Origin of the sequence: Shewanella sp. MF05960, assembly GCF_050849305.1 — a bacterium.
GTDB lineage: Bacteria > Pseudomonadota > Gammaproteobacteria > Enterobacterales > Shewanellaceae > Shewanella.
Window position 1 is genome coordinate 85620 of sequence record NZ_JBOZPS010000017.1, and the last position, 24458, is coordinate 110077.

Annotated in this window: 19 protein-coding genes and 1 pseudogene; 4 read left to right on the forward strand and 16 right to left on the reverse strand. The window is 44.4% G+C overall.

Annotation, left to right across the window (positions count from 1 at the left end):
* Positions 1-71: 71 nt before the first annotated feature.
* The 15 genes from ACROAE_RS16150 to ACROAE_RS16220 all read right to left on the reverse strand — a co-directional run bounded on the left by ACROAE_RS16150 (position 72) and on the right by ACROAE_RS16220 (position 15933).
* The gene (locus ACROAE_RS16150) at positions 72-1076 is read right to left on the reverse strand and encodes an AgmX/PglI C-terminal domain-containing protein (RefSeq protein ID WP_432403584.1); all 1005 of its coding nucleotides are present in this window, start codon (positions 1074-1076) and stop codon (positions 72-74) included.
* 1 nt (position 1077) lies between these two features.
* Complete coding sequence (locus ACROAE_RS16155; protein WP_432403586.1) at positions 1078-1611, reverse strand: ExbD/TolR family protein; 534 nt, start codon at positions 1609-1611, stop codon at positions 1078-1080.
* Entirely contained in the window at positions 1608-2162 is a 555-nt protein-coding gene (locus ACROAE_RS16160; RefSeq protein WP_432403588.1) for a biopolymer transporter ExbD, read from the reverse strand. The genes ACROAE_RS16155 and ACROAE_RS16160 overlap by 4 nt, the downstream gene beginning before the upstream one ends.
* Positions 2163-2167: 5 nt before the next feature.
* A complete protein-coding gene (locus ACROAE_RS16165; RefSeq protein ID WP_160054681.1) occupies positions 2168-2821 on the reverse strand; it encodes a MotA/TolQ/ExbB proton channel family protein in 654 nt (217 codons plus the stop codon).
* A 121-nt stretch (positions 2822-2942) separates the two neighbouring features.
* Positions 2943-3305, reverse strand: coding sequence for a hypothetical protein (locus ACROAE_RS16170; RefSeq protein WP_432403591.1), 363 nt, complete (start codon positions 3303-3305; stop codon positions 2943-2945).
* Between the two features lies 1 nt (position 3306).
* A complete protein-coding gene (locus ACROAE_RS16175; protein ID WP_432403593.1) occupies positions 3307-4098 on the reverse strand; it encodes a tetratricopeptide repeat protein in 792 nt (263 codons plus the stop codon).
* Positions 4085-7129, reverse strand: a complete 3045-nt coding sequence (locus ACROAE_RS16180; RefSeq protein ID WP_432403595.1) for a tetratricopeptide repeat protein — start codon at positions 7127-7129, stop codon at positions 4085-4087. Before ACROAE_RS16180 ends, ACROAE_RS16175 begins: the two co-directional genes overlap by 14 nt.
* Entirely contained in the window at positions 7129-9168 is a 2040-nt protein-coding gene (locus tag ACROAE_RS16185; RefSeq protein ID WP_432403597.1) for a tetratricopeptide repeat protein, read from the reverse strand. Before ACROAE_RS16185 ends, ACROAE_RS16180 begins: the two co-directional genes overlap by 1 nt.
* A gap of 108 nt (positions 9169-9276) precedes the next feature.
* The gene (locus ACROAE_RS16190) at positions 9277-9897 is read right to left on the reverse strand and encodes an AraC family transcriptional regulator (protein WP_282109931.1); all 621 of its coding nucleotides are present in this window, start codon (positions 9895-9897) and stop codon (positions 9277-9279) included.
* The gene (locus tag ACROAE_RS16195; RefSeq protein ID WP_432403599.1) at positions 9897-11051 is read right to left on the reverse strand and encodes a DUF3570 domain-containing protein; all 1155 of its coding nucleotides are present in this window, start codon (positions 11049-11051) and stop codon (positions 9897-9899) included. The genes ACROAE_RS16190 and ACROAE_RS16195 overlap by 1 nt, the downstream gene beginning before the upstream one ends.
* Positions 11038-11298, reverse strand: coding sequence for a DUF4266 domain-containing protein (locus ACROAE_RS16200; protein WP_432403625.1), 261 nt, complete (start codon positions 11296-11298; stop codon positions 11038-11040). Before ACROAE_RS16200 ends, ACROAE_RS16195 begins: the two co-directional genes overlap by 14 nt.
* A gap of 7 nt (positions 11299-11305) precedes the next feature.
* The gene (locus ACROAE_RS16205) at positions 11306-11824 is read right to left on the reverse strand and encodes a TlpA family protein disulfide reductase (RefSeq protein ID WP_432403601.1); all 519 of its coding nucleotides are present in this window, start codon (positions 11822-11824) and stop codon (positions 11306-11308) included.
* 51 nt (positions 11825-11875) lie between these two features.
* A complete protein-coding gene (locus tag ACROAE_RS16210; RefSeq protein WP_432403603.1) occupies positions 11876-12538 on the reverse strand; it encodes an outer membrane beta-barrel domain-containing protein in 663 nt (220 codons plus the stop codon).
* On the reverse strand, positions 12508-13248 hold the full coding sequence (locus ACROAE_RS16215; protein ID WP_432403605.1) for an outer membrane beta-barrel protein: 741 nt from the start codon (positions 13246-13248) through the stop codon (positions 12508-12510). Before ACROAE_RS16215 ends, ACROAE_RS16210 begins: the two co-directional genes overlap by 31 nt.
* A 54-nt stretch (positions 13249-13302) precedes the next feature.
* A complete protein-coding gene (locus ACROAE_RS16220) occupies positions 13303-15933 on the reverse strand; it encodes a hypothetical protein (protein WP_432403607.1) in 2631 nt (876 codons plus the stop codon).
* A 409-nt stretch (positions 15934-16342) separates the two neighbouring features.
* Here ACROAE_RS16220 and ACROAE_RS16225 point away from each other — a divergent pair, with 409 nt between their 5' ends.
* The 4 genes from ACROAE_RS16225 (at position 16343) to ACROAE_RS16240 (ending at position 24080) form a co-directional block, all read left to right on the forward strand.
* Complete coding sequence (locus ACROAE_RS16225) at positions 16343-17611, forward strand: hypothetical protein (RefSeq protein ID WP_432403609.1); 1269 nt, start codon at positions 16343-16345, stop codon at positions 17609-17611.
* Between the two features lie 2 nt (positions 17612-17613).
* Positions 17614-20052, forward strand: coding sequence for a LamG domain-containing protein (locus ACROAE_RS16230; protein ID WP_432403611.1), 2439 nt, complete (start codon positions 17614-17616; stop codon positions 20050-20052).
* 118 nt (positions 20053-20170) lie between these two features.
* Complete coding sequence (locus ACROAE_RS16235) at positions 20171-21748, forward strand: hypothetical protein (RefSeq protein ID WP_432403613.1); 1578 nt, start codon at positions 20171-20173, stop codon at positions 21746-21748.
* 1039 nt (positions 21749-22787) lie between these two features.
* Positions 22788-24080 carry a hypothetical protein gene (locus tag ACROAE_RS16240; RefSeq protein WP_432403615.1) on the forward strand — a complete coding sequence of 431 codons (1293 nt, stop codon included), beginning with the start codon at positions 22788-22790 and terminating at the stop codon, positions 24078-24080.
* Between the two features lie 89 nt (positions 24081-24169).
* On the opposite strand, the pseudogene ACROAE_RS16245 reads toward ACROAE_RS16240, so the two are convergent.
* A pseudogene (locus tag ACROAE_RS16245) lies at positions 24170-24325 on the reverse strand (group II intron reverse transcriptase/maturase); the annotation flags it as partial.
* Positions 24326-24458: the final 133 nt, after the last annotated feature.

Sequence of the window (24458 nt, forward strand, 5' to 3'; positions counted from 1 at the left end):
GATAAAAAAAGCAGGTAATGAGACTATCATCACCTGCTTTTTTATTGCCTAAAGTCAGCGGGTAACGCTGATTAACTTGGGAAGAAGTCGATGGCCCAAATGGTGGTCATTACGGCAACACTTTCAGCTGGGAAAGTGATTGAACGTAATACCAAGGTTAACTGGCGCTCTAATTTAGCGTCATTTAGCTCGCTAGATTTAATGGTCACCTTGTTGATACTGCCATTGGGTTGAATGACAATTTCAAACATCACTTTGCCTTTTAAGAACGGATCTTTTCTTAAGGCGCGGTTGTAGAGTGAATAAAGCCGAGATTTATTCGCTTCTAATGTGCGCCTTAATGCCGCCTCAGATCGTTGCCCACCTTGACTGGCCTGGCTGGCTTTTTCTGTTGCGGCGCCCTGACTGGCTAACACTTCCTCTTTAGCGAGACGAATTTGTTGAGTTTCGTTACCGCTAAGTGCCCCTGACGATACAGTTTGGCTAATGGCTGACTTTGCCAAACTGTCGGTTTGCTTATTGGCCGCCCCAGCTAATAGGTCACGTTTTACTTTGACTTCTTGGCTGGTGGTTTGGTCAAGCTTACGCTGCGCCGTTGGGGTAACATCAAAAGCTTCGCGCATTGAAAATAGTTCATCTTTCATGGCGGCTAAGCCTGATGTGCTGGCTTTTTCTTTGGCTGCCTCACGGGTTGTGGGCTGCACAACTTGAGGTTTTACCACGGGCTCTACCGGTTTCTCGACGACCTTTTCTTCTGGCGGAGCCGGTTCTGGCTCAGGCAGAGGCTCAGGCTCTGGTGGCTTCACTTCAGGTTTAACCGGTGGTGGTAGCTGCTTTTCTTGTAAGATGATTTTCGCCAGTTGTGGCGGCACTTGCTCTTTCACTTCACGCGGCAGCTCAACTTGTTCAAGCATTGGCACGACAACGGCAAACACCAAATAAACCAGCAGCAATAGCCACAAAATCTGTTTAAACAGTTTGTCTTGTTTACTGGGTTTAAATAAGTCGCCTAAATCATTGAAGCTATTACTGGTGTGCTGATTAAATTGAGTTGTTCCAAGGGTCGCAGCACTCATGTTAGCTCTCCCCATCGGCTTGTTTAGCTTGTTGTTCAACCGCTAACGAAATATCACGATAACCGGTTGCTGCACAGGCTGCCATTATTTGCTTTAACACCACATAAGGTGTTGCCGCATCGCCAATAATGGTGACTGCGCGGCCGTTTTGTTGTTCGGTTTCACTCAGGTCTGTACGTTTACTGGCTTGATAGGTCAGCTCGGTGGTTAAGGAGTTAATAAACTCAGGGTTTTCTTGTTCAGTGAGTCCTTGTCCATCTTCACTTTTTTGCCATATAGCCCGATCTTGTACTAACACTGTGTCGGCGATAACTGTGATAACAAGGTTTTCAACGGGCAAGGTTTCAGCTACAGAGACTGGCAAGCTGAGCTTTTCGATATTTTGCAATACGCGCACTTCAGACTGATTCACAATTAAGAAAAACACCAAAATCGTGAAAATATCCATTAAGGCGACAAGGTTCAGCTTGCTACCTGCTTTTAGGCGCTTGTGATGTTTAACTAATCTGCGGCTTCTGGCCGATTGTTTCATCATTGCTTAGCTCCTATTGGTTGTCCAATAGTGACCTGTGCCCCTGAGTCACTAACAGCGGGAGCATCACCAAGCGAGATCATTGGAAATAACTCAGCATCAACCAAATTAGCTGCAACTACGGCTTTAAACGATCGCACTGTGTCCATGGCCGACACGATGGTTTGATAGTCTATTGCTGGGTCGAGCAGTAGTACGATGTCGTTTTTCTCAATACCTTGCTGTTGAAACGTTAACTTTAAATCTTGCAGGTACACCGACAGTGCTGCGAAGTCGTAGCCTGTCTCTGTTATGTCAAATTGTTTAAGTGCCATACCCGCCGGATAGTTAAGGGTTAAGCGGCTAGGGGTAATCACCAATTCGAGTATTTTGGGTTCTAGTTCATCTTGTGCTTGTTCAGCTTCTGACAATACCGGTAGCTGTAAGTTAAGAATGCGCACTTGTGAGAACACCAAACTCAGCAGTAACACGGGTACTAACACGATCATTAAGTTCATAAATGAGGTGATATCCAGTTCTGCATCTTGGGTATTTGGGCGACGGTGGCGTCTCATACTCATTAGCCTCGGTTGTTATCCGTTTGCTGCTTAAATGACAACGAATTAAGCAGTTTGATGCCTGCCATTTCAATTGAGTCAACAATGGTGGCCGTTTTAGTTTGTAGGCTCGAGTGAAATAAAATCAGTGGGATAGCGGTGATCAAACCAAATGCAGTGGTGTTCATTGCAACTGAGATACTTGAAGATAATAAGTTGGCTTTTTCAGCTGGGTCGGCGCTGGCAACGGCCGAGAACGCCGCAATTAAGCCCATAATGGTACCTAACAAACCGAGTAACGTGGCGATATTCGCCAGTGTGGCAATAAAGGGCGTGCGTTTTTCAAGGCGCAGCATGTATTCCATCACGGTTTCTTCCATGGCGTATTCAACATCTTCACGGCGACTCGCGCTTGAGATACGCGCAATACCTGAGCGCAATACGTCAAATACTGGCGCTTTATGATTTTGCGCATGTTGACTAATGGTATTGATATCACCTGTTTTTAGCGCATTTTTTATCAGCGCGAAGGCTTGCTGGTTGGTGCGATGAGCTGAGCTTAAATATAACCAGCGCTCAATGGTAATGGCCAACCCGACCACTAACACTAACGCGATAGGGTAGATAAATGGGCCACCATTTTGTAAAAACGCAATGATATGGTCGGTAAAACTCATGTGATGTTCCTTCTATTTTTGTTGTTTGAGCTCATAGCATTGATGGCTTCATGGGCTCAGTTATTTTGTTTGCTGTTGATTCTGTTTTTAATGTAATGCGTAGTGACTCAGGGCTATCTATTTATTTCTTACTGTTTTTGCTGCTATTGGCAAAGTCTCTCACCTGTTGCCTAAATGCTTTGGGGTTAATGGGTTTAAATTGAGGTAGGGTGAGCCGCATATCTTTGTTATTAATATCTATTGGATTGGTTATTCCTTGCCACGGCATAATGTACAGCACTTTAGGCTGCTCTTGAGAGCCCGTCACTTGGCTTTGGATCACCACAGGTTTGTTATTTGCAGCCGCAGAGCTCGTCGTTTTTGATGGGCTAGCCGCAGGCGTTATGTTGTTTGTGTCGACCTCATTGGCTGAGCTAGATTGAATCGCCATAGCCCCCAAAATGAACATCAAAGGTAATCGTTGCAGCACTTTTATTGTGTTCATCTTAGCCTGCTCCGTTGGTGTTACCGGGTAGGGTTAACCCTGCACGTTTAATTTTAATTTCGACGCCAGCAAGCCAGCGTTTTGCCTGTTCATCGTCTGGTTGATTGGCTAAATAAGCCAAATAAAACTGCCTTGCTTGTAATAATTTACCGCGATAAAGCTCTAATAAAATCGCTAAATTGAGTTGAGCTTGTGGATACTGAGGCCACAGTGTTAATGCGCTGATATAACCTTGCTCAGCTTGAGCGTATTGGCCATTTTTTCTGGCAAGGTTGGCCTTAATTTGGTGCGCGTATGGATTATTACTGTTGGCTTTAATCGCCTGTTCTAACAAAGTGTCAGCTTGAGCAAACGCTTGTTGATTAATAGCGATAAGGGCTTTGTTGACATAAGCGCCCGACAACTGCGGTTGGGCTGCGATAACGTCGTCAAACAGGCTATTGGCGCTTTGCCATTGCTGGTTTTTCATTGCATTAATGGCTTGTTGGTATTGTGCTAATACCGCAGCGGGTACTTCGGCTAAGCGTTGCGGCGCTTGCTCCAGGTAGGCATTGCGTGTATCTGTGCTACCAGCAATATCACTTAGGCTGTTATTAGCACCTTTGCTATTCAAATTGACTAAATCGACAATGTCTTTATCCGCCGCATTCACTGAAGGTTCAGAGCGTGTTTGAGAACTCAAATTATTGCTGTTTGGCGCGGAGCTGCAACTTGCTAATAAAACCACACTGAACAACCCAAGTAATGCGCTTTGCATGCGTGATGAGGTTGATAATGAATTAATGAATCGCATCGATAACCTCGTGTGTTAATTCTGATTTTTGGTACAGGGCAGGTGACATCTCTGCTAGACGCAGAAAGCTCTGGTCTATCCATTGATCAATAATGTCTTCCCATGCCCGCTGGGTGTTACTGATGTGAATGTCGATGGCTTTTTCTTCAAATGGGTAAGCAAGTTCTTCAAGTAAAATCTCATATTCTTCTAAAGCTAACTCATCTAAATCACTCGGACGTTGAGAATTCATCATGTCGCTTGCCAGTTGACGATACATTTCTGCCAAATTATAAGTAGCATGTGGCACATATTTAGCTAATTGAAAGTCGAGCACTTGTTGATAATAACCAATGGCTTTTTTCATAGCGTCTTGTTTGCTTTTTAAGCTTTTTTGCAGTGGCGCATTGAGCTTAATCGCCGCAAAACTGCGTTGCTCAGCTTTGCCTAGGGCAAATGCAGCAATTGAGGCTAGCTCGACCTGGCGTGCTTGAATGGCGTTTGCATCACTTTGCAGTTGCTGGCGATCAAAGCTGAGTATTTGCCTAAACCAATAATATTGTTTGTTGGCTTCACCACTTTGGCGATAAAACTCGCTCATTTTAAAGCGTACTTCTTGAGCCACATCAAACGGTTGCGGGTAGGTTTTTGCATAGTGTCTAAAGGTGGTAAGAGCGTTACCGCGATCGCCCGCTTTTAAATAATATTCAGCAGCGGTGTATTGTGCCTCACGCTTTAATGCTCCCGGTTGCTCGTTAGCCACAATAATTAATAACTGCTCTGCGGCTAAATCCCACTGCGCTAATGCTTCATAAGATTGAGCTAACTTTGCTGGAATGGCCGCACTAAACTCATGGTTTGGATGTTGGCTTTGAAATGGCTTTAATACGTCTACTGCTTCTTGCCAGCGTTGTTGTTCAAGCAATAAATTCGCGGCGTCGAGTTCGGCGTTCATCGCATATTTTGATTCTGGTACCACTTGCGCGACGCGTAATAATTGGCTAACCGCTAATTGAGGCTCGGTTTGTTTAACGGCTTGCGCCTGGAAGTAAATACTTGATGCGAGCAAGTTACGCATTTCTGTCCAGGCACTGCTGCCGCTATCTGTGTATTGCAACGCTAGAACATAGCCGTCTTCTGCTTGAACATATTGCGCTTGTTGGTAAAGGCTGTTGGCATAAAGTTGGCTGACAAACTGGACTTGTTTACGGGCTGAGTCTGACAAGGGAATGGCCGTTTGTGCTGCGCTAGAGCTTGCAGTCAGTGGTGCAATGCCATGAGCTTGTAGGACAAAATCAGTAAAGTATGCCAACTCGCCGAAATCTTGGTTATCAAATGAATATTGCGCGGCATTACTGGCCAATTGCAAAGCGCGTTCATCTTGTGGGTATTGATTGATAAATTGTTTATCTAATTGATTCCGCTTGGTCAATAGTGGCGTCAGATCACTTGAGCTGCGTTGGCTGTCCTTTGTTATTAGCTCACGGATAGTCACCGTAGTTGCGTAGGCCGATTGTTGCTGGATTTGGCTTAAGGCTGTTGATGCCTCAGCGGGTGTTGAGCTATATGCAATGCTGTAATAGCTGTCTAGCGCGGCTTGATATTGCTCGGCCTCAAAGTTAGCGTCGGCAAATAAGTATTGGTCATGAATAATGTCTTTGCTGAGTAATGGCTTAGCTTGAGGCAATTGGGCCAGTTGTAAATAGGTGTTTAACGCAGTGGCCGCTTGCGCAAAGGCACTGATACGAGTATTGCCTTTTTGAGTTTGAGCCTCGGCATATAAACGGCGGCTGTGCTCGTCACTAAAACTCAGTAAATTAGGTAATAATTCACCTTGATGAGCTGTTGAAGCATTTAGCCAAAATGCGCTGTTTAAGCCATATTGGTTTACATAATCATTTTTGAGCTTATGCATGGCGGCAAATTTGCCTTGACGCTGATAAAGGTCAAGCAAGTCGAGTGAAAATCGCGCCGCCCAAATATGATTAGGGGCAAAGTCGATATAAGCCTGGTAAGTTAGCTCCGCATCGTAGTCGAGCTTTTTGTCGAGTAAAAAGGTGGCCAAATTAGCAAATAATACATGCTGGTATAAATCAATATAAGGCAGTGACTGATTGTCTTTAACCAAAGTGACTAATGACTGAGATTGCAGTTGTTGGCTTAATGAAATACTCAGCACTCTTTGGGTATCGATAGCTAAGTTTTGCGCGCGGCTGCCCAGTTTTTCAAAGGCAAAATTATCAGCCGTTAATCTAGCTATATCGGGGTTGTTTTGTTGGCTAGCAACCAGTGCTTCAAACACTTGTAAAAACGCGTTATCGGCATTGGCAAGTCGGTTGAGCTTAAATTCAGACCAGCCAAGCATGTACAGGCTATTAAGCTGGTATTTTTGATTATTACTGGCGGTTAAGACCTGTTTGTAGGCTTGAATGGCCGCTGAGTAATTTTGTAAATTGTAATAAATCTCACCGCGCCTAAAGTTGAGCTCGGCCAAATACTCTGTTTGTGGGTATTGGCGCAATAGCGACTCAACCTGTGCCAAACTGGCGTCTAATTTACCTTGTAAATCCAGCGCTTTAGCTAACTGATATTGAATGTGCTCGTTTTCTGCTCTTTGCGGATAACGCTGTAATAACTGTTGGTATTGCTCAATTAATTGCTGTAATGCCGCATCGTTTTGGCTCAGTTGGGCCAATACTTGGCTGTCAGCTTGCGATGGGTCCGTTAGCTCATCACCTAAGTCTGCATAAGATTGGGCTTCAAAGGATTCGGTGTTAATTTGCGCCAGGCGATATTCCACATGAGTACGCACTTCTGGATCGGGCTCTAAGGTCAATAATTGTTGATAAATCCCAGCCAAAGCGGCACTTCGTTGCTGTTGACTCATTTCAACGGCGGCGACTTTTTTGCTAGTGCTTTTATTGGCTAAATCGCTCAAGCTGGCCCGTTTAGCTTGCTGGGTATAATCTGATTGACCACTGCTAAAGCAACCCGATAACAGCATGCCACTCATCACAATGAGTGCGCTTGATACATAAGATGAGGCAGACATTAGTGCGATCCTTGTGAAGCTGTATCAACCGCAGGCGATGGATTTATTGGTGCTCGGTCAGCTTGCGACATTTGCTCTAATACATTGGCCATTTGATGGCGGGTGGTGAGAAGCAGTTGTTGTAAAGTATATTGCTGTTGCTGGGTAAATATACTGATCTTGCCGCGGATTTCTCTGCTAGTTTTGAGATTCAACGCTTCGATATTAAAGGTCATTTTATTGATGTCGGTTTGTGTTTGTTGTTGGCGCACGTCAAAGTCAGACAACAAACGTTTATTAGTGGATAAGTCACTAAACCGACTAGCTTGCAGCTCAAGCAATTCGAGTTGTTCAGTTAATTGTTTGAGGCTTTGCTTATGCTGCCAAAGTCGCTGTGGGAATGAGCCTTGTAATTGCCATTGCAACACGCCTTTTATTCTATCAAGTCGTTGCTGTTCATCATCTATATTGCGTTGTTTTGCCAATGTATTAAGCGTTGTTTGGCTAGCGTCGATCCGTGTTAACCACTGTTGTTGATTTGGATCGGCAAATACCTGCGCGTTTTGTTCAACTTCAGCCTGGGCGATCACTTCCGCTATACGTTGTTTTTGCGCTGTTAAGCTTAGAAGCATATCGCGATAAGCCAGTTGTTTTTGTTGTTCAATCACCTTGGCCTGACGCTGGCGGTTTAACGTTAATGTGTCTTTAAGCCATTGGCTGTTAGCTTGCTGAGTGTTGACATTGTCACTGAGTAACTCAAGGCTTAGCAGGGTTTGATAATCGTTTGTTAGCAAAGGATCTTGTAAGGCTTTTTTAAGCCAGGGGGCGTCGGTGTTAAAGCGTTGGGTTAAGATAAGCGCGAGTACATCTGACTTTGGTGTTAATAAGGTATTTTGCTCATCTTCAGCCTTAGTGGCAAAGTCCATGATGTTTTTGCTGTCGTTGAAGGTCTCGCCGAATTGTTTAATCTCAGCAATTTTTTGCAAATATAATTGCTCAGCTTGCTGATACAAGGTTAAGCCCTGTGCTAACGATTGTTGTTCGCTCACTTGATTGGCGCTGAGCAACGCGGCTTGCCAGGCTAAATTTGAATAAGGGTATTGTTGTTGCAATAACGCCAGTAATTTAAATGACATGTCGTATTGCTGTTGCTGCTGGGCTGAATAAGCAAACAAAAACAATGCCGATTCGGCATAGGGACTTTGCTGCGGGAAATCGCTTAATTCGTTATAGGCTAAATCGTATTGTTGGTTCGCTACATACAATTGTGCCAGTAGTAATTTGGCGTAGTCGTTAATTGCTTGCTGTTGCAATAGGGCATCTTGCACTTCAGGTTTGAGCTCGTCGTTGGCGTCAAAAATATCGGGCTGTGCAAAAGGGTTAAACAGTTTTTGCCAAAAGTTAACTTCAGGAGCCTGCCATTGCTGCTCTTTAAGCTCAATTAATATGGGGTGAGCTGCGTTGTATTGTTGTTGATCCATGTGCAATAACGCTTGGTTTAATGCAATGTAAGCGGCAGATGAATTAGTCGGTAAAGTGTTTTCTTCTGTATTGGCTTTTTGCTGTACCTGGGCGGTTAACGGCGGCGTGTCCGGCCAATAAGCTAATTGGCTTAATACATGATATTGCTCAACATAGGCAGGCAATACTGTGGTTATTCTGCCTAGGGTCAGCTTAGCTGTTTCAACGTCGCCTTGATCAATTTGTTGCTCGGTTAATTGCAGTAAAGCAATGAGCAGTAGCTCTTGCGGTGATGTGGCCGATTTTGCTTTGCTGTTATGGGTAGCCGCATTGGCTTGGCGTTGCTCAAAACGCGTTAAGGTTTGTGTTGCTTGGTCGTGTAATCCAATCGCAACCTGCAGGCCTGCCTCAAACAGTTGGCTGCGATCAGAATCAACCCCTTGGCGTTGACGATTTAAACTAATTTGCCTCAGTGCAGACCCATAATCACCAGCGAAGTAAAAGTACAAGGCTTGACGATAAAACTTGTCTTCTAAATCTGTGGTTTTTGCTGATTGGCTTACTGTTTCTGAGGCCTGTACGTCTGCTGTATTGAACATGAGCAAACTGCCAGATAGCATAACGACACAAGCTAAACCTCGTGCAAATTGATTGCTTAGTTGAGTAAGACTAATCTTAAATAATGCAGTGATAACGACCATTATGATTTACAACACCCACTGTTCGACTTTGATATCAGCGCGATAGCTTGATTCACTGTCTTCAACTTTAAGCTCAATCATTACGGTTTCATCGGTTTTATCGAAGTTATGGGTAATGGCGCGTTGTACTGTACGACCTTCTGCATCGTTACCGGTAAAAATGGCGGTAAGCAGGTGCGGGCCCATTTTTATGTTTCCCAAATAGATGCGTTGAATGCCGCCTTGTTCTAAGGCCTTACGTTGGCGTTCGGTATATAAAAAACCGCTAACATTATTGTCGTCAATTTTAAGCTCAACACTGTCGAGTTTAAGAAAACGCCCTACATCAACTGACACAAAAACCGCAATTTGAGTGCTGGCCGGAAACAGTAAATCTTCTTCTAAAATAAACAAATCGCGATTGAGCTTTAGCACCTGGCTTTTAATGTCTTCAAGCTCTGATGCCAGCGCGCCTTTATTAGCGTCTTCAGCATGCACTGGTATAGATAATAAGCCTGTAAGCAGTGCAGTGACAGCAAATAAGCGGGTTAAAAATGCACAAGATTTACGCACGGTAGTCATAGGGTTAAGGCCTTGGTAATTTCGTTGTAAGATCAATATTTTATCGATAACGTTAAACACAGACATTAAAAGTACACGCTAACAAAGGCACGGATCACATTGGCTGAAAAACCATAAAAAGGTTCGCTACCGACTCCGCCGTCTGCGGTGGGGTCCCTAAAATTATTGTACTGAAAGTCGATATAATCCCACTGTAAGGATGCCTCTGAGCGAGTATCGCCAAATGACATCGACGCGGGCAGCATATAGGTGATCCCTAAACCATAGGTTATGTCGCTAAAGTCACTTAACTCTTTGTCGCGCGCCATATAATTTTGCGCGTCACGATAGGGGAATAAATCGCTGTAAAACTCAGCTTGAGTTTGCTGGTAATAACGTACTTTTAGCTCTAGTTCTAAACTGTCACCAATGGGGTGACGATAACCTACTTCAACGTCGCTGGCGGTGATTTCCCAACTGTCGTTAAAATGGCGGTAATGAAAAAACAGCGCAGCCCGGTAAGGTAAAAAGTAACTGGCCGATAATTTTGCCGCAAACGAATTGCGGGTTTCTGGATAGACTTCGGCTTGATACCCCACACCCGATGGAATGCTGTTGTCGACATAACGCACGGTGCGATAAGGATTATTTAAGTAACCACTGTCGGCAATGGCCTCAACGTTGAAACTGGCTGTGAGGTTACGTGTTAAAATTTGATTAATGCCTGCGCGAATTCGATATTGCTCGCTTTGTTCTTCAAAGATGTCATCGCCATTACGCTTAATCTCGTTGTCGCCGTAAGATAAACCCAAATTAAGATTGGTTAAATCACCAAAGGTGTCTTGCGACACATTGATGCTAAAAGATTGGGCTAAATAATCGTCTTCATTACTTTGGCGTAAATTGAGTGACATTAAGGTTTTGTCGTACAGGTATTCAACCCCGACCTGGCCTTCATGGCGTTTTTCGGTGTACGGACTGGCGGTGCTGACCACATCAACAGAGGCGGATGAAATGCTGTCCATATAATAGTAGGCGGTAATCGCGACCGATTCTGAGGCTTTTTTTCGCAGCATGACGGACGGACCATCAATGGTCATTCCGCCACCTTCGTAGCTGTGATAAAGCATATCGGCGCGGTCCGGATCGAGCACAGCGGCTTGCGCAGTTAAGGCGCTAATGCTCAGGCACAGTGCCGCAAAGAGTTTAACGCTGTTATTAAGCAAATTAGTTACAACCACAACCACCTCCTCCGGTGCCTTCAGCGCCACGAGCTGATTCACGCCCTTCAAGGACGTGCGCCACATGCATGCTGGCACTAGGGTGACGATTCATGCGCATAATTGGATCAGCCAGGTTTTGACGCTCGTAGGGTTTAACCCAGGGCTCAATGCCCATGCTCGAACAACCGCTCAGGCCGACAATGCTTAGCAGTGCGATGCACTTTAGCGATAAGGCGGTGAGGCGAGGTGAAAAGGTGAATGTCATCATCGATTTACTCTCTGATCAGCTGTTTAATGGCCGCGGCGTATTTTTTGTCATAACCGTCTTGATAACCTTGAAACACAAAACGCACCTTACCATCACGATCAATTATCACTGTGGTGGGCATGGCTTCAACCTGATAGGTTTTAGACAAGGAGTTGGTTTGGTCAAAAAAGATTGAGAAGCTCAAATCAAGATCGGCAAGAAAATCTTTACCGGCCTGGTTTTCTTGCTCAACGTTGACGCCCCAAACTTGCACGCCTAACTCTTGATATTTGTCTTGTAACTTTTGCAGCACAGGCATCTCTTTACGGCAAGGGCCACACCAGGATGCCCAAAAGTTGATTAAGATAATCTCACCGCGCTGTTCGGCTAAGTTAAGGTTAGTGCCTTGCTGGTTTTTTAAGGTGAAGTCGGGCGCTGCGTCACCAATAGTGAGCGCGTGTGCTTGCATCGACAACATCTGTACCGACAATAACAATGCACCTAAGGCAATAAGACATTTACCGCTAAATCGACTGAACAACATTGAGTTTCCTTTTGGTTTTTCTTTTGTGTACTGATTTTGCATCAATAACACTTAAAAATAAAACGACACACCCGTAGCAAAATTGAGGTTATGCGTGGTTTTAGATTCGCCGGTAACCTCGGTGTTAAACAGGTAATCACTCATGCTTAAATCCCACGCTATCCAGTCGGTTAAAAACACGCGATAATTGGCGGTTAAGTTAACGGTAAATTGCTCGTCACCGGCAAATTCTGTGTTGCCGCCGCCTAACTCAACGGAAAAGACACTGTTAAAAACGGTATCTTTACTGAAAAATATTTCGCCAGGTAACATGTTATAGCCAATGTTAAGACCGTAATAAGTCAGTTCACGCTCGTCGTCAGTTAACAATGGCGCGGCATTGGCCAGTTTTTCAAAACTGGTTTCACCGGCTTTAGCCTGGGCGTAACGCGCTTTAACATAAAAATGTTCGCTGATGTGATAACCCACATGTGCGCTGACCCACGGGCTTGACTCAAAGTCTTCAATCGACAAAATGCCGCCTTGAATACCCACTTCAAAATTTTCTGTGTCGAGCAGGTCGTCAAGCACATCGCGGCGCTCTACATCCGCTTTAACAGTGTTTGGTGTGTCATCTGCTGCAAAGGCAACTGAGCTTGGGGTTAATGCGCTAAACGCCAAGGTGCTGGCGGTCAGTAACGGCATTAAAAAAATACGCTGAATCCTATTTTCCATGTTTGGATCTCTTCATTTTCATCTCGGTCGGTTAAGGCTAACGAGAGTTTGTATTCGGCGCGTAATATAAAGTTACGAGCAAGGTGATATTTAACGCCTGCAGCGGCGCTCATTAGCGTGCTGCGACGTGATTCGGTGTCGGCTAAAACACTATGAGGTTCGGTATTAATGATCCCAGCGCCAACGCCGATGTAAGGCACAACAAGTAAATCGGGTATTGGGTGACTTAATAACATCACTTCAAATACATCACTGTCTGAAATGCTACCCAATGCTTTACCCGCTGATAACTCAGCGCTAAAGACGGGAGTAAAGGCATAACCGGCAAATAAATTATAAAAGTTAGCGCCTTCTAGGTCGCCGTACATCACCCCAACGTCGAATTGACGGTTTATGACATCTTGTTCAGTGATTTGCATGGCGCTAATCGCTTGACCGTCTTGAGATAAGCCCAATAAATCATCTTGATGAAACCAGCCTTCAACACCGCGTTTGTCTTTTACTTTTAACCAGGACGTGCGCTTAAGTAACACGCTGACCATCTCGTTTTTTTCAATAACCGATACCACAGGGTAACCCGCGCTCGGGCCAGATCTGAGTTCAACAAAAGGTACGTCGATACGTAAACTTGGGTTGTCGTTAGCCTGTAATAATGGGCTTAAGCACAAAAGTGCCAATAGCAGCCAGGTGTTGCGTATATAAGTCTGCATAATTCCTTATCGCAAAGTCTATTGCGCCAACGTTGAGGGTTGGCGTTTGCTTTGTTAGTCCTGTGAGTAAAAAGGCGTGTTGTAATATTGGGCGCCAATGTCTAACCATTCGTTGAGCAATTTGAGCTCATCTGCCGACAACATGTTTTGGTGAGTGGTGTTGTTCATCACCTCAAAAAATGTGTTGCTTGAGCGAGCGCCGTTAGTCGACAAAATGGCGGGTACATTGACCGTGGTTAACACTGGAATAGGATTACCATCTGCGTCAAGAATGAGCTCGCCATTACTGTCGACCTGATACACCACGTTGCCGTCAGCATCGAGCACTTCAATTAACCTGTCGATTAAAATGCCGTCGACTTCTTCCTGCTCAACATCGTTAAACAGCAGTTCGCGGTATGAGGTTAAATGGGCTGGCTCGTCGCTAGACGCTGAACTGACTAATGACAATTGCCCTGCAGGCACCTGAGCTGCGCCGTCGGCATCGACAATATTGTGGCAACTGGTACAAGTGTTATCGGCAACGATCATTTGAGTTGCTGTGTCGACAAAAGGCCTTGCAAGATCCCACAGAGGTTGAATGTGCTCGACATAATTGATTTGTATGCGGCAATACGCGGTCCAGTTATCAAAACATTGGCTGCCATTTGGTGCTGGCGTGGCTAAATTGCTGTAGTTGTAATCAATGCTTGGATTGACCGCAGACAATACTGGGTTGGTCCATATATCGAGATAGGAAAGACCCGCATTTAATTCTGCAAGGCCATTGACCATTTCATCTGCCTCGGCCATGGTTTGCCCTTGCTCAGGAATAATATTACTGCTGGCATTAGGGTAAGCAGAGCCGCCAATCGCACCTGAGTTAATACTGGCAGCTTGTGCATCTAGTCGGCCGTGAGGCAATTGACTGTTAGCGGTATGGCAACCGACACACTCTAATGTTTCACCAGGCATTAAGGTAATCCATTGGCGATGACGACCGCCGATACGCTGGCCATTAGCATCTAATACGCTGATGGCGAGTGGTACGTTGGCTGGCACTTTAATTTTCACCGAGCCATCGGGTTGAATAGGGCTATAACCTATGATTTCGCGCATGAGTTGGTTATTACTGCGGCCAAAATCAGTGTTGGGAATATCACGCACCTGATCAGGTGGCATGGGCACACCACGAACAATGCGTAAAAAACGCGCAGGTAAATTAGCCGCAGGCGTTTGAGATGGGTCACTTAAACGGCTTATCCCACCACTATTGGTTGTACTGTCAATGCCGTCAAAGTCATACACGCTGCGAATGTGGATTGAGCCTGCTAGCTCCTGGCTAAGTTGTGAGTCGAGTTCATTACCGACCACTTTATCGGCAATAAAGCTTTTAGGCTGCGCGCTAGGTTGCATCACGACCGACTCTGTTAGCACAGTACCTAGGGTCGTTGTCGCGACTAATTGTTGGGTATTATTAGCATTATTAAGTAACCAGAGTTCGTACAATGGATCAGCTTGAATCAAGTTTTCATCGGCCAGTTGTTCAGCCGTTAACTGGCCGCAAGCACGGACAACATCATTGACTATCACTCGGCATAAATCCCAGCTCATTAAATAACGTTGGCTGCTGTCGGGAAGCGGAAATAAGTGATTCAATCGACCGGTTTCGGATAACGCTGTTGAGAATGAAAATTGAAAATCAGACAATACGGCGTCAGTAATGGCATTGTCCTGAGCACCTGATGTGGCAGTGGCTTGCTCTGCATCAATATAGTCATCAATGTTAATCACCACAGGACGCTTTTGAATCACGCTATCATCTTGTGAGGTGAGCAACATCAAAATCTCGCCGCTAGGTAATTGTTGCGGTTTAACAAAATCAATTGATTCAGTTTGACCATCGACACTCAGTTGGTGCGAATGCCAGCCAAAAACCAGTTCGTTGTCGCTGCCATCTGGGTTCATGCGGTACAAATTGACCCCATGGTCTGCGCCCATTCGGTCCCAACGGCTATAAAGTATTTTACCGCTTTGTAGCACTAGCGGATAAAAGTCGTGGCTTAAATTAAATGTCAGCTGTTTGATGCCGTTGCCGTCTGGGTCCATCACATGGATATTGAAGGTTTCATTGGCGCGGCTTTCATCTAAAGCAGTGTATTGCGGTTTGCCTTCGTCGAGTAAAATGGCGCGCGATAAACGCTGACGAGTTGAGGCAAAAATAATTCTGCCGTCAGGCAAAAAGCTTGGCATTAAATCATCACCTTGCTCAGCCGTAACATCGCTAGTTATCACGCGTTCTAGGGTTTCATCGGCAACGCGATAACGCCATATATTCCACTTGGGCTGCTCATCATCGTCGGCATCGTCAATTTCAGGGGCGCGAATGGCCATCAGTAATTGCTGGCCGTCGTCTGACACAGAGATATCACGGATATCAATAAGCTTATCTTCACCAAATAAACTGGCCGTTAAGTTGGTGGCTGGTGAGTCGGCAAAGGCATTACGTTTTATCAGTAACTGAGCGCCCGGATTAAAATGAGCGGGATTGAAAGTGTCAAATTCTGCTGGGGGTTGATCGACAGCGGCTAAAGTGCGCTCGATATACGCCACCGGATATTCCACAAGCACGGGATCAGGCTGTTCATCTTTAATTGCTGTTTCAGTATTACATCCTAGTAACAATGCAATAACTGTAAACATCATTATGTTATAGCCTGAGGTCGGCCTCATTTGTTTTCCTTAACCATCATTATTATTGTAAGAGTTTTAGCCAATCCCGATTAGGCTTGACATTATTGCCTTGTAGGCTCAGTGTTTCAAGGCTTTTTGTGAAATAGTTTCAATACTTTTTTTTGACGGTTCAAGGCACTTTTTTGGCGCCAAGTTATTGGCTGAGAGTGTCAAAAAAATTAACAAAATAAAAACTTTTAATATTGCCCGTTGAATGATTTAATCAGCACCATTCGCCACCATCACTGCTTAAAAAACACTCAAACCAAGTGGGAGTAACAACATTTGCTCATTAAAAGAGAATGTTGATAAAACAAATAAGCAGTGCGGCACCGCAACGTCAGTTTACTGCAAGGCAGTCAAGTGTGAACAAGGAGACAGTATGAAGGATCGGCTTCGTACGATAACAAGCTTGAGCTTATTATCTAATTTTAGAACAATCATGCCGCTGAAACACGTCGTTAATGCATTGACTATTGGCGTGTTGAGCTTGTTGTCTGTGAATGCGGCAGCAGGGAGTTTAGAGCAGGCAAAACAATTACACGACCGTATTGCCGGTGTTGCTGCCTCAGAAGCGACGTTACAGAGCATGGCGACGTTATTAGATGATGGCAAACCGATAGAAGCCGCTTATCTGGCGATGGAAACCCCAGCATTTTATTCAACCACACTTAAGTTATTTGCTACGCCGTGGACCAATATTGAACAAGATATTTTTGCGCCATTAAATGACTATTCTGCCACTGTCATTGGTGCCGTTAGAGATGATGTCGATTTTAGAGAAATCTTACAGGCTGATATGGTGTATGTAGGCAAAAACAGTTTAAATTTACCTGCTTATAACCGTAATGATAATGCCCATTACCAAGCATTAGAAGACCAATTTATTGATTTAAAAGATGGCCTTGAGCGCACCACGCAATCAAGTCTAAACGGTTTACCTTCGTCAGCCACCGCCGGCGTGCTAACCAGCCGCGCCGCGGCCAAAGAGTTTTTTTATTTAGGCACTAATCGCGCCATGTTCCGCTTTACCCTAATGAATCATTTATGTACCGATTTAGAACCGCTTAAAGACAATACCCGTTCAACTGACCGTATTCGCCAGGATGTGAGTCGAAGCCCTGGTGGTGATAGTCGTTTGTTTATTAATAACTGCTCAAGTTGTCACAGCGGCATGGATCCATTAGCTCAAGCATTTGCCTATTATGAGTATGAATTTAACCTCGATCAGGACCCAAGTGGTGAAAGCGGTTCAATTGCTTATAACACCAGCGGTCAAACCGATCCCGACACGGGCTCTCGTGTACAAGGTAAATACCATATCAACTCAACAAGCTTCCCTTATGGTTTTGTGACGCCAAATGATAATTGGCAAAACTATTGGCGCCAAGGGCCTAATCAAAAACTGGGTTGGGATAACAGCTTATCTGGGCAGGGTAGTGGCGCCAAGTCGTTAGGGCAAGAGCTGGCTAACAGTAATGCATTTGCACAATGCCAAGTGAAAAAAGTCTTTAAGTCAGTATGTTTGCGTGATGCAGAAAGCCAGGCCGATATTGCGCAAATTAGTGCAACAACAACCTCTTTTAAGCAGAATGCTTACCAGCTTAAGCGAGTGTTCGCTGAAGTTGGCAATTATTGTATGGGAGAATAGGCATGAAATTTTTAATGATTAAACGCCTTGTTATTGTCTCATTATTGTTTGGCTTAAGTGCTTGTGGCGGTGGGGATGTAGAAAAAAATCCACCCGCTCAGCAAACCCCAACCTCTAACGTATATACTGGCCCTGCCGCGGCAACCGCCGATATTCAAAAGTACAAAACGTCATTGTGGGACAATATATCGACTCAGGATAAATGCGGCGCTTGTCATACCGAAGGTAACCAAGCCCCTTATTTTGCCAGCCGTAATGATGTTAACGACGCTTATGCCGCTACCAACCCGTTGGTTGACTTAACCGACCCAAAAGCTTCGCGTTTAGTCAGTAAAGTCGCTGGTGGCCATAACTGTTGGTTGGCCAGTGATTCAGCTTGCGGCGAAACCATGACTCAGTGGATTAAGTTATGGGCTGATGACCGCGTGAGCACAGCCAATACTATTGAGCTAACAGCACCTGTCATTAGAGACCCAGGTTCAAGCAAAAACTTCCCCGATGACAGCAGTTTATTTAGCCAGCATGTTTATCCGATTGTGCATCAATATTGTGTCTCTTGCCATAGCGAAGGCGTGCAAGCGGCGCAATCACCTTTTTTTGCCAGCAACGATATCGAGCAAGCGTATGAAGCCGCAAAAGGGTTGATGAATTTAGATACCCCAGCACAATCACGATTAGTGGTTCGCCTAGGTTCGGAGTTTCATAACTGTTGGAGTAACTGTTTAGACGACAGTATTGTAATGCGCGATGCGATTATGGCGTTAAGTGATGGCATTGAACTCGATGAGATCTCACCGGATATGGTGGTGTCTAAATCGTTACGGTTAACCGACGGTATTACCGCATCAAGCGGTGGTCGTTTTGAAACTGACGTGATTGCGCTGTACCAATTCAAAACCGGTGAGGGCGCCATTGCCTATGACACCTCGGGTATTTCACCTGCGGCAAATTTAACGCTCACGGGTGATGTCGATTGGTTAGGCGGCTGGGGATTGTCATTTACCAATGGTAAAGCGCAGGCTAGCACCGCCAATAGCAAAAAATTGCACGATTTAATTACCGCAACGGGTGAGTTTTCAATAGAAGCCTGGGTGACGCCCAATAATGTGACTCAAGAAGGGCCTGCCCGCATCGTCACTTATTCAGCAGGTGATGACGCGCGTAACTTTACCCTTGGGCAAACCCAATATAATTATGATTTTATGCTCAGAACTGAAGCATCAAGTACCAATGGTGAGCCGGCCTTAAGTACGCCCGATGCCGATGAAGTATTGCAAGCGACGTTGCAGCACGTAGTCATGACTTACAACGCCACTAACGGCCGCAGTATTTATGTGAACGGTCAGCTGATTGATGTGGTTGATGAAGATATTGCCCCATTAGCAAATTGGGATGACAGCTTTGCGCTAATTTTAGGCCGTGAAGCGTCTAATCAACATGTATGGCAGGGCGATGTCCGCTTATTGGCTATTTACAATCGGGTTTTAGCGCCTGAGCAAGTGCAGCAAAATTATGAAGTGGGCGTTGGTGAAAAGTTCTTTTTACTGTTCTCAATAAGCCATCTCATCGATTTACCTAATACTTATGTAATGTTTGAGGTTAGTCAGTTCGACAATTACAGTTATTTATTCAGCAATGCTGCGATTGTAAATATTGACGGCACGCCAGTGAGTGACAGCTTTGAGGTAAAAGGCTTACGTATTGGTATTAATGGTAAAGAGAGCGCACAAGGCCAATCCTACGCAAATCTCGACTTGTCGGTATCGGCAGGGCAGGGACTTGCAGAGCCGTTTTCTATCTCGGCACTTGGCACCATTATCGCGCTTGAAAAAGGCGCTAATCAGGATGAGTTTTTCTTAACCTTTGAGCAATTAGGTGAGCACAGTAATGTGGTGCTACCTGGCGTATTTGTTACCCCTGCAGAGGTGCCTGCCACGACTGAGTCAGCTCAAGTGGGTGTGCGTAATTTTGCTGAAATTAATCACAGCATGAGTGTGCTAACCGGAGTGGCGCAGCAATCAACCAAGGTGTTTGCCACTTATGAGTTGGTTAAACGTCAATTACCTAGTCTTGAAAACATTGAAACCTTTATTTCAGCACAGCAAATGGGCATCACCCAATTAGCAATCGCTTACTGCGACTCGGCAATTGAAGATAATACCATACGCAGTAATTGGTTCCCTGATGTTGATTTTACGGCGGTGCCAAGCGTGGCATTAAGTGCGGCTGATAGAGGTAACTTGCTCAATCCATTAATCAATCAATTGATGCCATTGTCATTGAGTAACCAACCTAGCCAGAGCGATGTGTATGCAGAATTAGACAGTTTGGTGACAGGCTTGTCGGTGTGCAGTGGTACGTGTAATCCAGAGCGCACTCGAACCATTGCTAAATCAACCTGTGCTGCGGTATTGGCCAGTGCTGTCATGCTAGTGCAATAGGGGCCGCAGATGATAAATATATTAACAACCGCGCAATTGAGCTTTGTTCAATTGATGCATGCACCACTGAACAGCACTGCATTTGTTGCCGTAAAACAGAGACAAAAAGGATCCAACAATGACTAAACCAAAACATCTTCATCCAGACAGTCCATTGTTGTTTGCCGACCACCGTAAACCCATGACTCGACGAGAGTTTATTTCAACGGGTTTATACAAAGGTGGTGCGGCGGTTGCGGGATTATCTTTGTTTAGCATGTTTGCTAATCCTAACAATGCACATGCGGCATTGTCGCCAGATCTTGAAGCATTAAGAGGTTCTTGCGGCATTAGCGTTCAAGGTGCGGGTAAAATTCCGTTTATTAGTTTTGATTTAGCGGGTGGCGCTAACATTGCGGGCTCAAATGTGCTCGTTGGCGGCGCGGGTGGTCAGCAAGACTTTTTATCTACAGCTGGTTACAACAAGTTAGGTTTACCGGGTGATATGGCTCCCTCAATTGCTAATCCTAATGTTGGCATGTCTGATTTTATCAATACCGATTTAGGCCTAGCATTTCATTCTGACTCGGCGTTTTTACGCGGTATTTTAGAAAAGGTTTCATCAGACACGGCATCAAGAATTAACGGTGCAGTGATCCCTAATCGCTCAGACAACGACACCGGTAATAATCCACACAATCCTATGTATGCTATTGCGGCAGCAGGCGCGAATGGCTCGTTAATGCCGTTGGTGGGCTCGCGTAATTCTGACTCGGGCGGCAATTCAATGGCGCCAACCAGTTTTATTGATTTAAGCATGCGACCGACCAAAATTGACAGACCGTCTGATGTCACCGGTTTGGTAGATGTGGGCGACTTATTTAGTTTATTGTCGCAACGTGATGCTGTGGCAGTAATGGAGAGTATTCAACGCATTAGCGCGCAAAAAATGGCGGCGGTGAATACCCAGGTGACCCGAGGTGATGTGATTAAAGATTTAGTTAATTGCGGTTATGTTAAAAGCGCTGATTTAGCAGATCGCTTTGGCGACCCTTCAACCCTAAATCCGTTATTAGACCCAGATATTGTGGGGCCAGGTGGCATATTTGGCATTAACGAGTTTGATTCTGAATCAGAGTTTCAAAAAACAGCATCGATTATGAAGCTAGTGGTGAATGGCTTTTCTGGCGCGGGTACGGTCACTATGGGTGGGTTTGATTATCATACAGGCGAGCGTGCAACCGGTGAGTTACGCGATTTACGAGCAGGGCGCTGTATGGGAGCCTGCTTAGAGTATGCTTCACGTCGTAATATGCCGCTAATGTTGTATGTGTTTAGTGATGGCTCAGTTTCAAGTAATGGCCGGATTGATGACTCAATGGAAGGACGTGGTAAAGGCGAATGGACGGGTGATAATTCTTCAACCGGAGCCTCGTTCTTTTTGGTGTATAACCCATCTGGCAAGCCACAGTTAATGGGTGGCACTACCTCGCAAATGGCCCAAAAACAACAAATCGGTTTTATGCGCTCTGATGCGTCAGTCGATACCGCGTCTGCGCCGTCTGCTAATAACGTGAATTTGTTAGTGGAAACGGTACTGCTTAATTACATGGCATTACACGGCGAACAAGGTCAATTTACCTCCGTAGCCCCAATGCAAGGGTTAGGTAATGCCACTATGCTCGACTCGCTAACCGCGTTTCAACCGATAGTGTAGAGAGTGTGACAGCGCCAGAATGTTGTACTGGCGTATTAAAGACACTTTTTGATATATCGCTAGCTCGCATGGATGCGGCTGAATCACCTCAAGTGCAAACGCTTCTGTGACACGCTGCGAGTACATCCTTGTAAGCTCGGCCATGACGTCCATGTCATGGACGGTCACAGCCGCGCTTGCACTCGAGGCTCTATTTCTTCGTTGCTGGCTGTGTATCGGCACAGATGTGTAGCTAAATTGGCTCATGGATGTGGCAGAGTCACCTCAAGTTCAAACACCTCAGTGACACGCTGCCAGTACATCCTTGTAAGCTCGGCCATGACATCCATATCATGGACGGTCACAGCCGCGCTTGCATCCGAGGCTCTATGCCTTCGTTGCTGGCTTTGTATCTGGACAGATATGTAGCCTAAATATTGGCTCATGGATTTGGCTGAATCACCTCAAGTTCAAACGCTTCTGTGACACGCTGCGAGTACATCCTTGTAAGCTCGGCCATAACGTCCATGTCATGGACGATCACAGCCGCGCTTGCACCTGAGGCTCTATGTCTTCGTTGCTTGCTGTGTATTGACTCTAAAGTGTAGAGAAATAATGGCTCATGGATGTGGCAGAATCACCTCGAACAAAGGGGGGATTTTACCCCCCAAGCATCACATGCTGCGCATGTAAAAAAATCAAAAGCGTTAAAAACAAAATCAACATGAATACTTTTATGTGGCATGTACCGATTTTATGTACAGGTATAATGGTTTTTCACTGGTTTACGACAAAAATGATTAACAGTCGTTCTTTAATTGTATCGGTTTATCAATTGAGAAATCGTAATTGTCTGATATTGTTATCTTTAGTTTTTTGTAAAATGAAGGTGAATTCTACTTTACGCGCAAGCACGGTTTGTTTTTGTCGGTTAGACATAATTAATTGCTTTACTTCAGTAAGATAGCAAATGTAGGATGATATTAATCAATAACTTAAGCTGCCGAATTTAAATTTATTTGGCCGTTCAATAAGCTGTTAGCCATAAATAGGATTTAGCATGAAAGCAAGGTTTTTGCCCCCTAGAGAAAACTATTCTGGTAATTTACTTTGGAATAAAGAAAGCTTTTCGACTAAGAAAGCTGAAATAGAGATATCACTTAATAAGCTAAGAGAAATTGGGTATTGGGCTAGTCAATTTCCTGAAGGGGATGGTGTTACTTTTAATATTTATGATGAAAAAATCATTAGAAATAATGAAGAGATGTTAGAAGATTTTATCCTGTGTTTTGATTGGGTTGATATTGATAAAGGCATTTCATCTGATTCAAATACCGAGTTAGCAGACTTAGAAAGTGATGATCGTTTATTAAAATGTATCGTAGTTGTTCCTTTGGATAAGATATACATTCAAGAAAAAATCCACTTAGATAAATATACATTTTTCTGTCGAAAAGAATTTGATCAAGAACCTTACGAGCGATATGGAAACTTCGACTGTGAATATGTTCAGTTTGAAGTTGATCTAAATTATAAAGATCTACTAAGGCTCAATAAAACAATGGATCATAATGACTACGTTATTAATAAATGTTTAGCTCTCGCTGAGCATGCACTTGATATTGTAAGGTTTTCTCATAGTTCATTTAAGGTCAAAGAGTTTACCCCAAATCCAGCAGGGCAAATGAGCAATGGATTTTATTCTGTGAATATTATTCCCATGGAGCAAACCCACATGAAGGCATTTGAGCTCAGTGGGATATCAAGACCTATTTCTGTAAGTAATAATTGGCTAGGGCCCCAAGTGGATGGGTTTTATGTTCCAGGTATTCAATATCTTTCTTATATTTATAGCAATGATACCAACAATGAAATTGCAAAATCGGTGATTTCAGCTTTAAGATCATGTCGTCAATCATTCTATTCAATTGGTTCTGAGTCACAGTTTTTGAACTTGGTATTTACGCTAGATGGGCTAACTGATCCTGTTGGTAATGGATGGAAACATCGAACTTTCATTGCTGCATTATTATCTAAAGGTTCTGCAAATGCATTTGAGAGTAAGCTAGAGAAATACGATTTATTATATACCGATGTAAGAAATAAACTGGTGCATGAAGGTAAGGATTTTTATGAATTAAATGAAGATCCTGATGATTCTTGTGAAGAGATGTTTAGTTACATAAAAGATGTAATTGAGTTAATTGCTGATAAAGTTTTTAATACTAGAAATGATATGGAAACTTATGCTATTGGTTTGCTAAAAGATCCAATTTATATAGCTAAATATACTGCTGTAATTAATCGCGTATCTATAGCCAGAGGGAAAAGACCACAAATACCTGCGTGGTAAATGGCTAATCGGGTAGTCGGAGGTATCTAGCCTCCAGCCCCCACACCACCCTGCATGCGGCTCCGCACAGGGCGGTTCATTTAGAACTCCTAACTCACTTTTTGGTTAGGATAATGAACTGCGATCCATCCATCTCTTAGTGAATATAATCCTGCTTTCTTCAGATACTCATTACTCAGCGCTTGCTGTATCCCTGGTGTTTTAGAGCTACGCCAAGGGCCTTTACTTGTGATACCACAAGCAACCATTAGAACATGGCCATATATGGACGCTCCCGGTGAGTCAAGATAATACTCTGCTCACCGAAGGCTTTTTGGCCTTAGTTTTCTGTACAACATTCTCACTCTTATCGTTGCTTTTGATGCGCTCATTTACCGC

Bases quoted from the DNA above. Each gene is read 5' to 3' on its own strand.
- ACROAE_RS16150 (WP_432403584.1), bottom strand. From the start codon at position 1,076: ATGAGTGCTGCGACCCTTGGAACAACTCAATTTAATCAGCACACCAGT.
- ACROAE_RS16155 (WP_432403586.1), bottom strand. From the start codon at position 1,611: ATGATGAAACAATCGGCCAGAAGCCGCAGATTAGTTAAACATCACAAG.
- ACROAE_RS16160 (WP_432403588.1), bottom strand. From the start codon at position 2,162: ATGAGACGCCACCGTCGCCCAAATACCCAAGATGCAGAACTGGATATC.
- ACROAE_RS16165 (WP_160054681.1), bottom strand. From the start codon at position 2,821: ATGAGTTTTACCGACCATATCATTGCGTTTTTACAAAATGGTGGCCCA.
- ACROAE_RS16170 (WP_432403591.1), bottom strand. From the start codon at position 3,305: ATGAACACAATAAAAGTGCTGCAACGATTACCTTTGATGTTCATTTTG.
- ACROAE_RS16175 (WP_432403593.1), bottom strand. From the start codon at position 4,098: ATGCGATTCATTAATTCATTATCAACCTCATCACGCATGCAAAGCGCA.
- ACROAE_RS16180 (WP_432403595.1), bottom strand. From the start codon at position 7,129: ATGTCTGCCTCATCTTATGTATCAAGCGCACTCATTGTGATGAGTGGC.
- ACROAE_RS16185 (WP_432403597.1), bottom strand. From the start codon at position 9,168: ATGTTCAATACAGCAGACGTACAGGCCTCAGAAACAGTAAGCCAATCA.
- ACROAE_RS16190 (WP_282109931.1), bottom strand. From the start codon at position 9,897: ATGTCTGTGTTTAACGTTATCGATAAAATATTGATCTTACAACGAAAT.
- ACROAE_RS16200 (WP_432403625.1), bottom strand. From the start codon at position 11,298: ATGACATTCACCTTTTCACCTCGCCTCACCGCCTTATCGCTAAAGTGC.
- ACROAE_RS16205 (WP_432403601.1), bottom strand. From the start codon at position 11,824: ATGTTGTTCAGTCGATTTAGCGGTAAATGTCTTATTGCCTTAGGTGCA.
- ACROAE_RS16210 (WP_432403603.1), bottom strand. From the start codon at position 12,538: ATGGAAAATAGGATTCAGCGTATTTTTTTAATGCCGTTACTGACCGCC.
- ACROAE_RS16215 (WP_432403605.1), bottom strand. From the start codon at position 13,248: ATGCAGACTTATATACGCAACACCTGGCTGCTATTGGCACTTTTGTGC.
- ACROAE_RS16220 (WP_432403607.1), bottom strand. From the start codon at position 15,933: ATGATGTTTACAGTTATTGCATTGTTACTAGGATGTAATACTGAAACA.
- ACROAE_RS16225 (WP_432403609.1), top strand. From the start codon at position 16,343: ATGAAGGATCGGCTTCGTACGATAACAAGCTTGAGCTTATTATCTAAT.
- ACROAE_RS16230 (WP_432403611.1), top strand. From the start codon at position 17,614: ATGAAATTTTTAATGATTAAACGCCTTGTTATTGTCTCATTATTGTTT.
- ACROAE_RS16235 (WP_432403613.1), top strand. From the start codon at position 20,171: ATGACTAAACCAAAACATCTTCATCCAGACAGTCCATTGTTGTTTGCC.
- ACROAE_RS16240 (WP_432403615.1), top strand. From the start codon at position 22,788: ATGAAAGCAAGGTTTTTGCCCCCTAGAGAAAACTATTCTGGTAATTTA.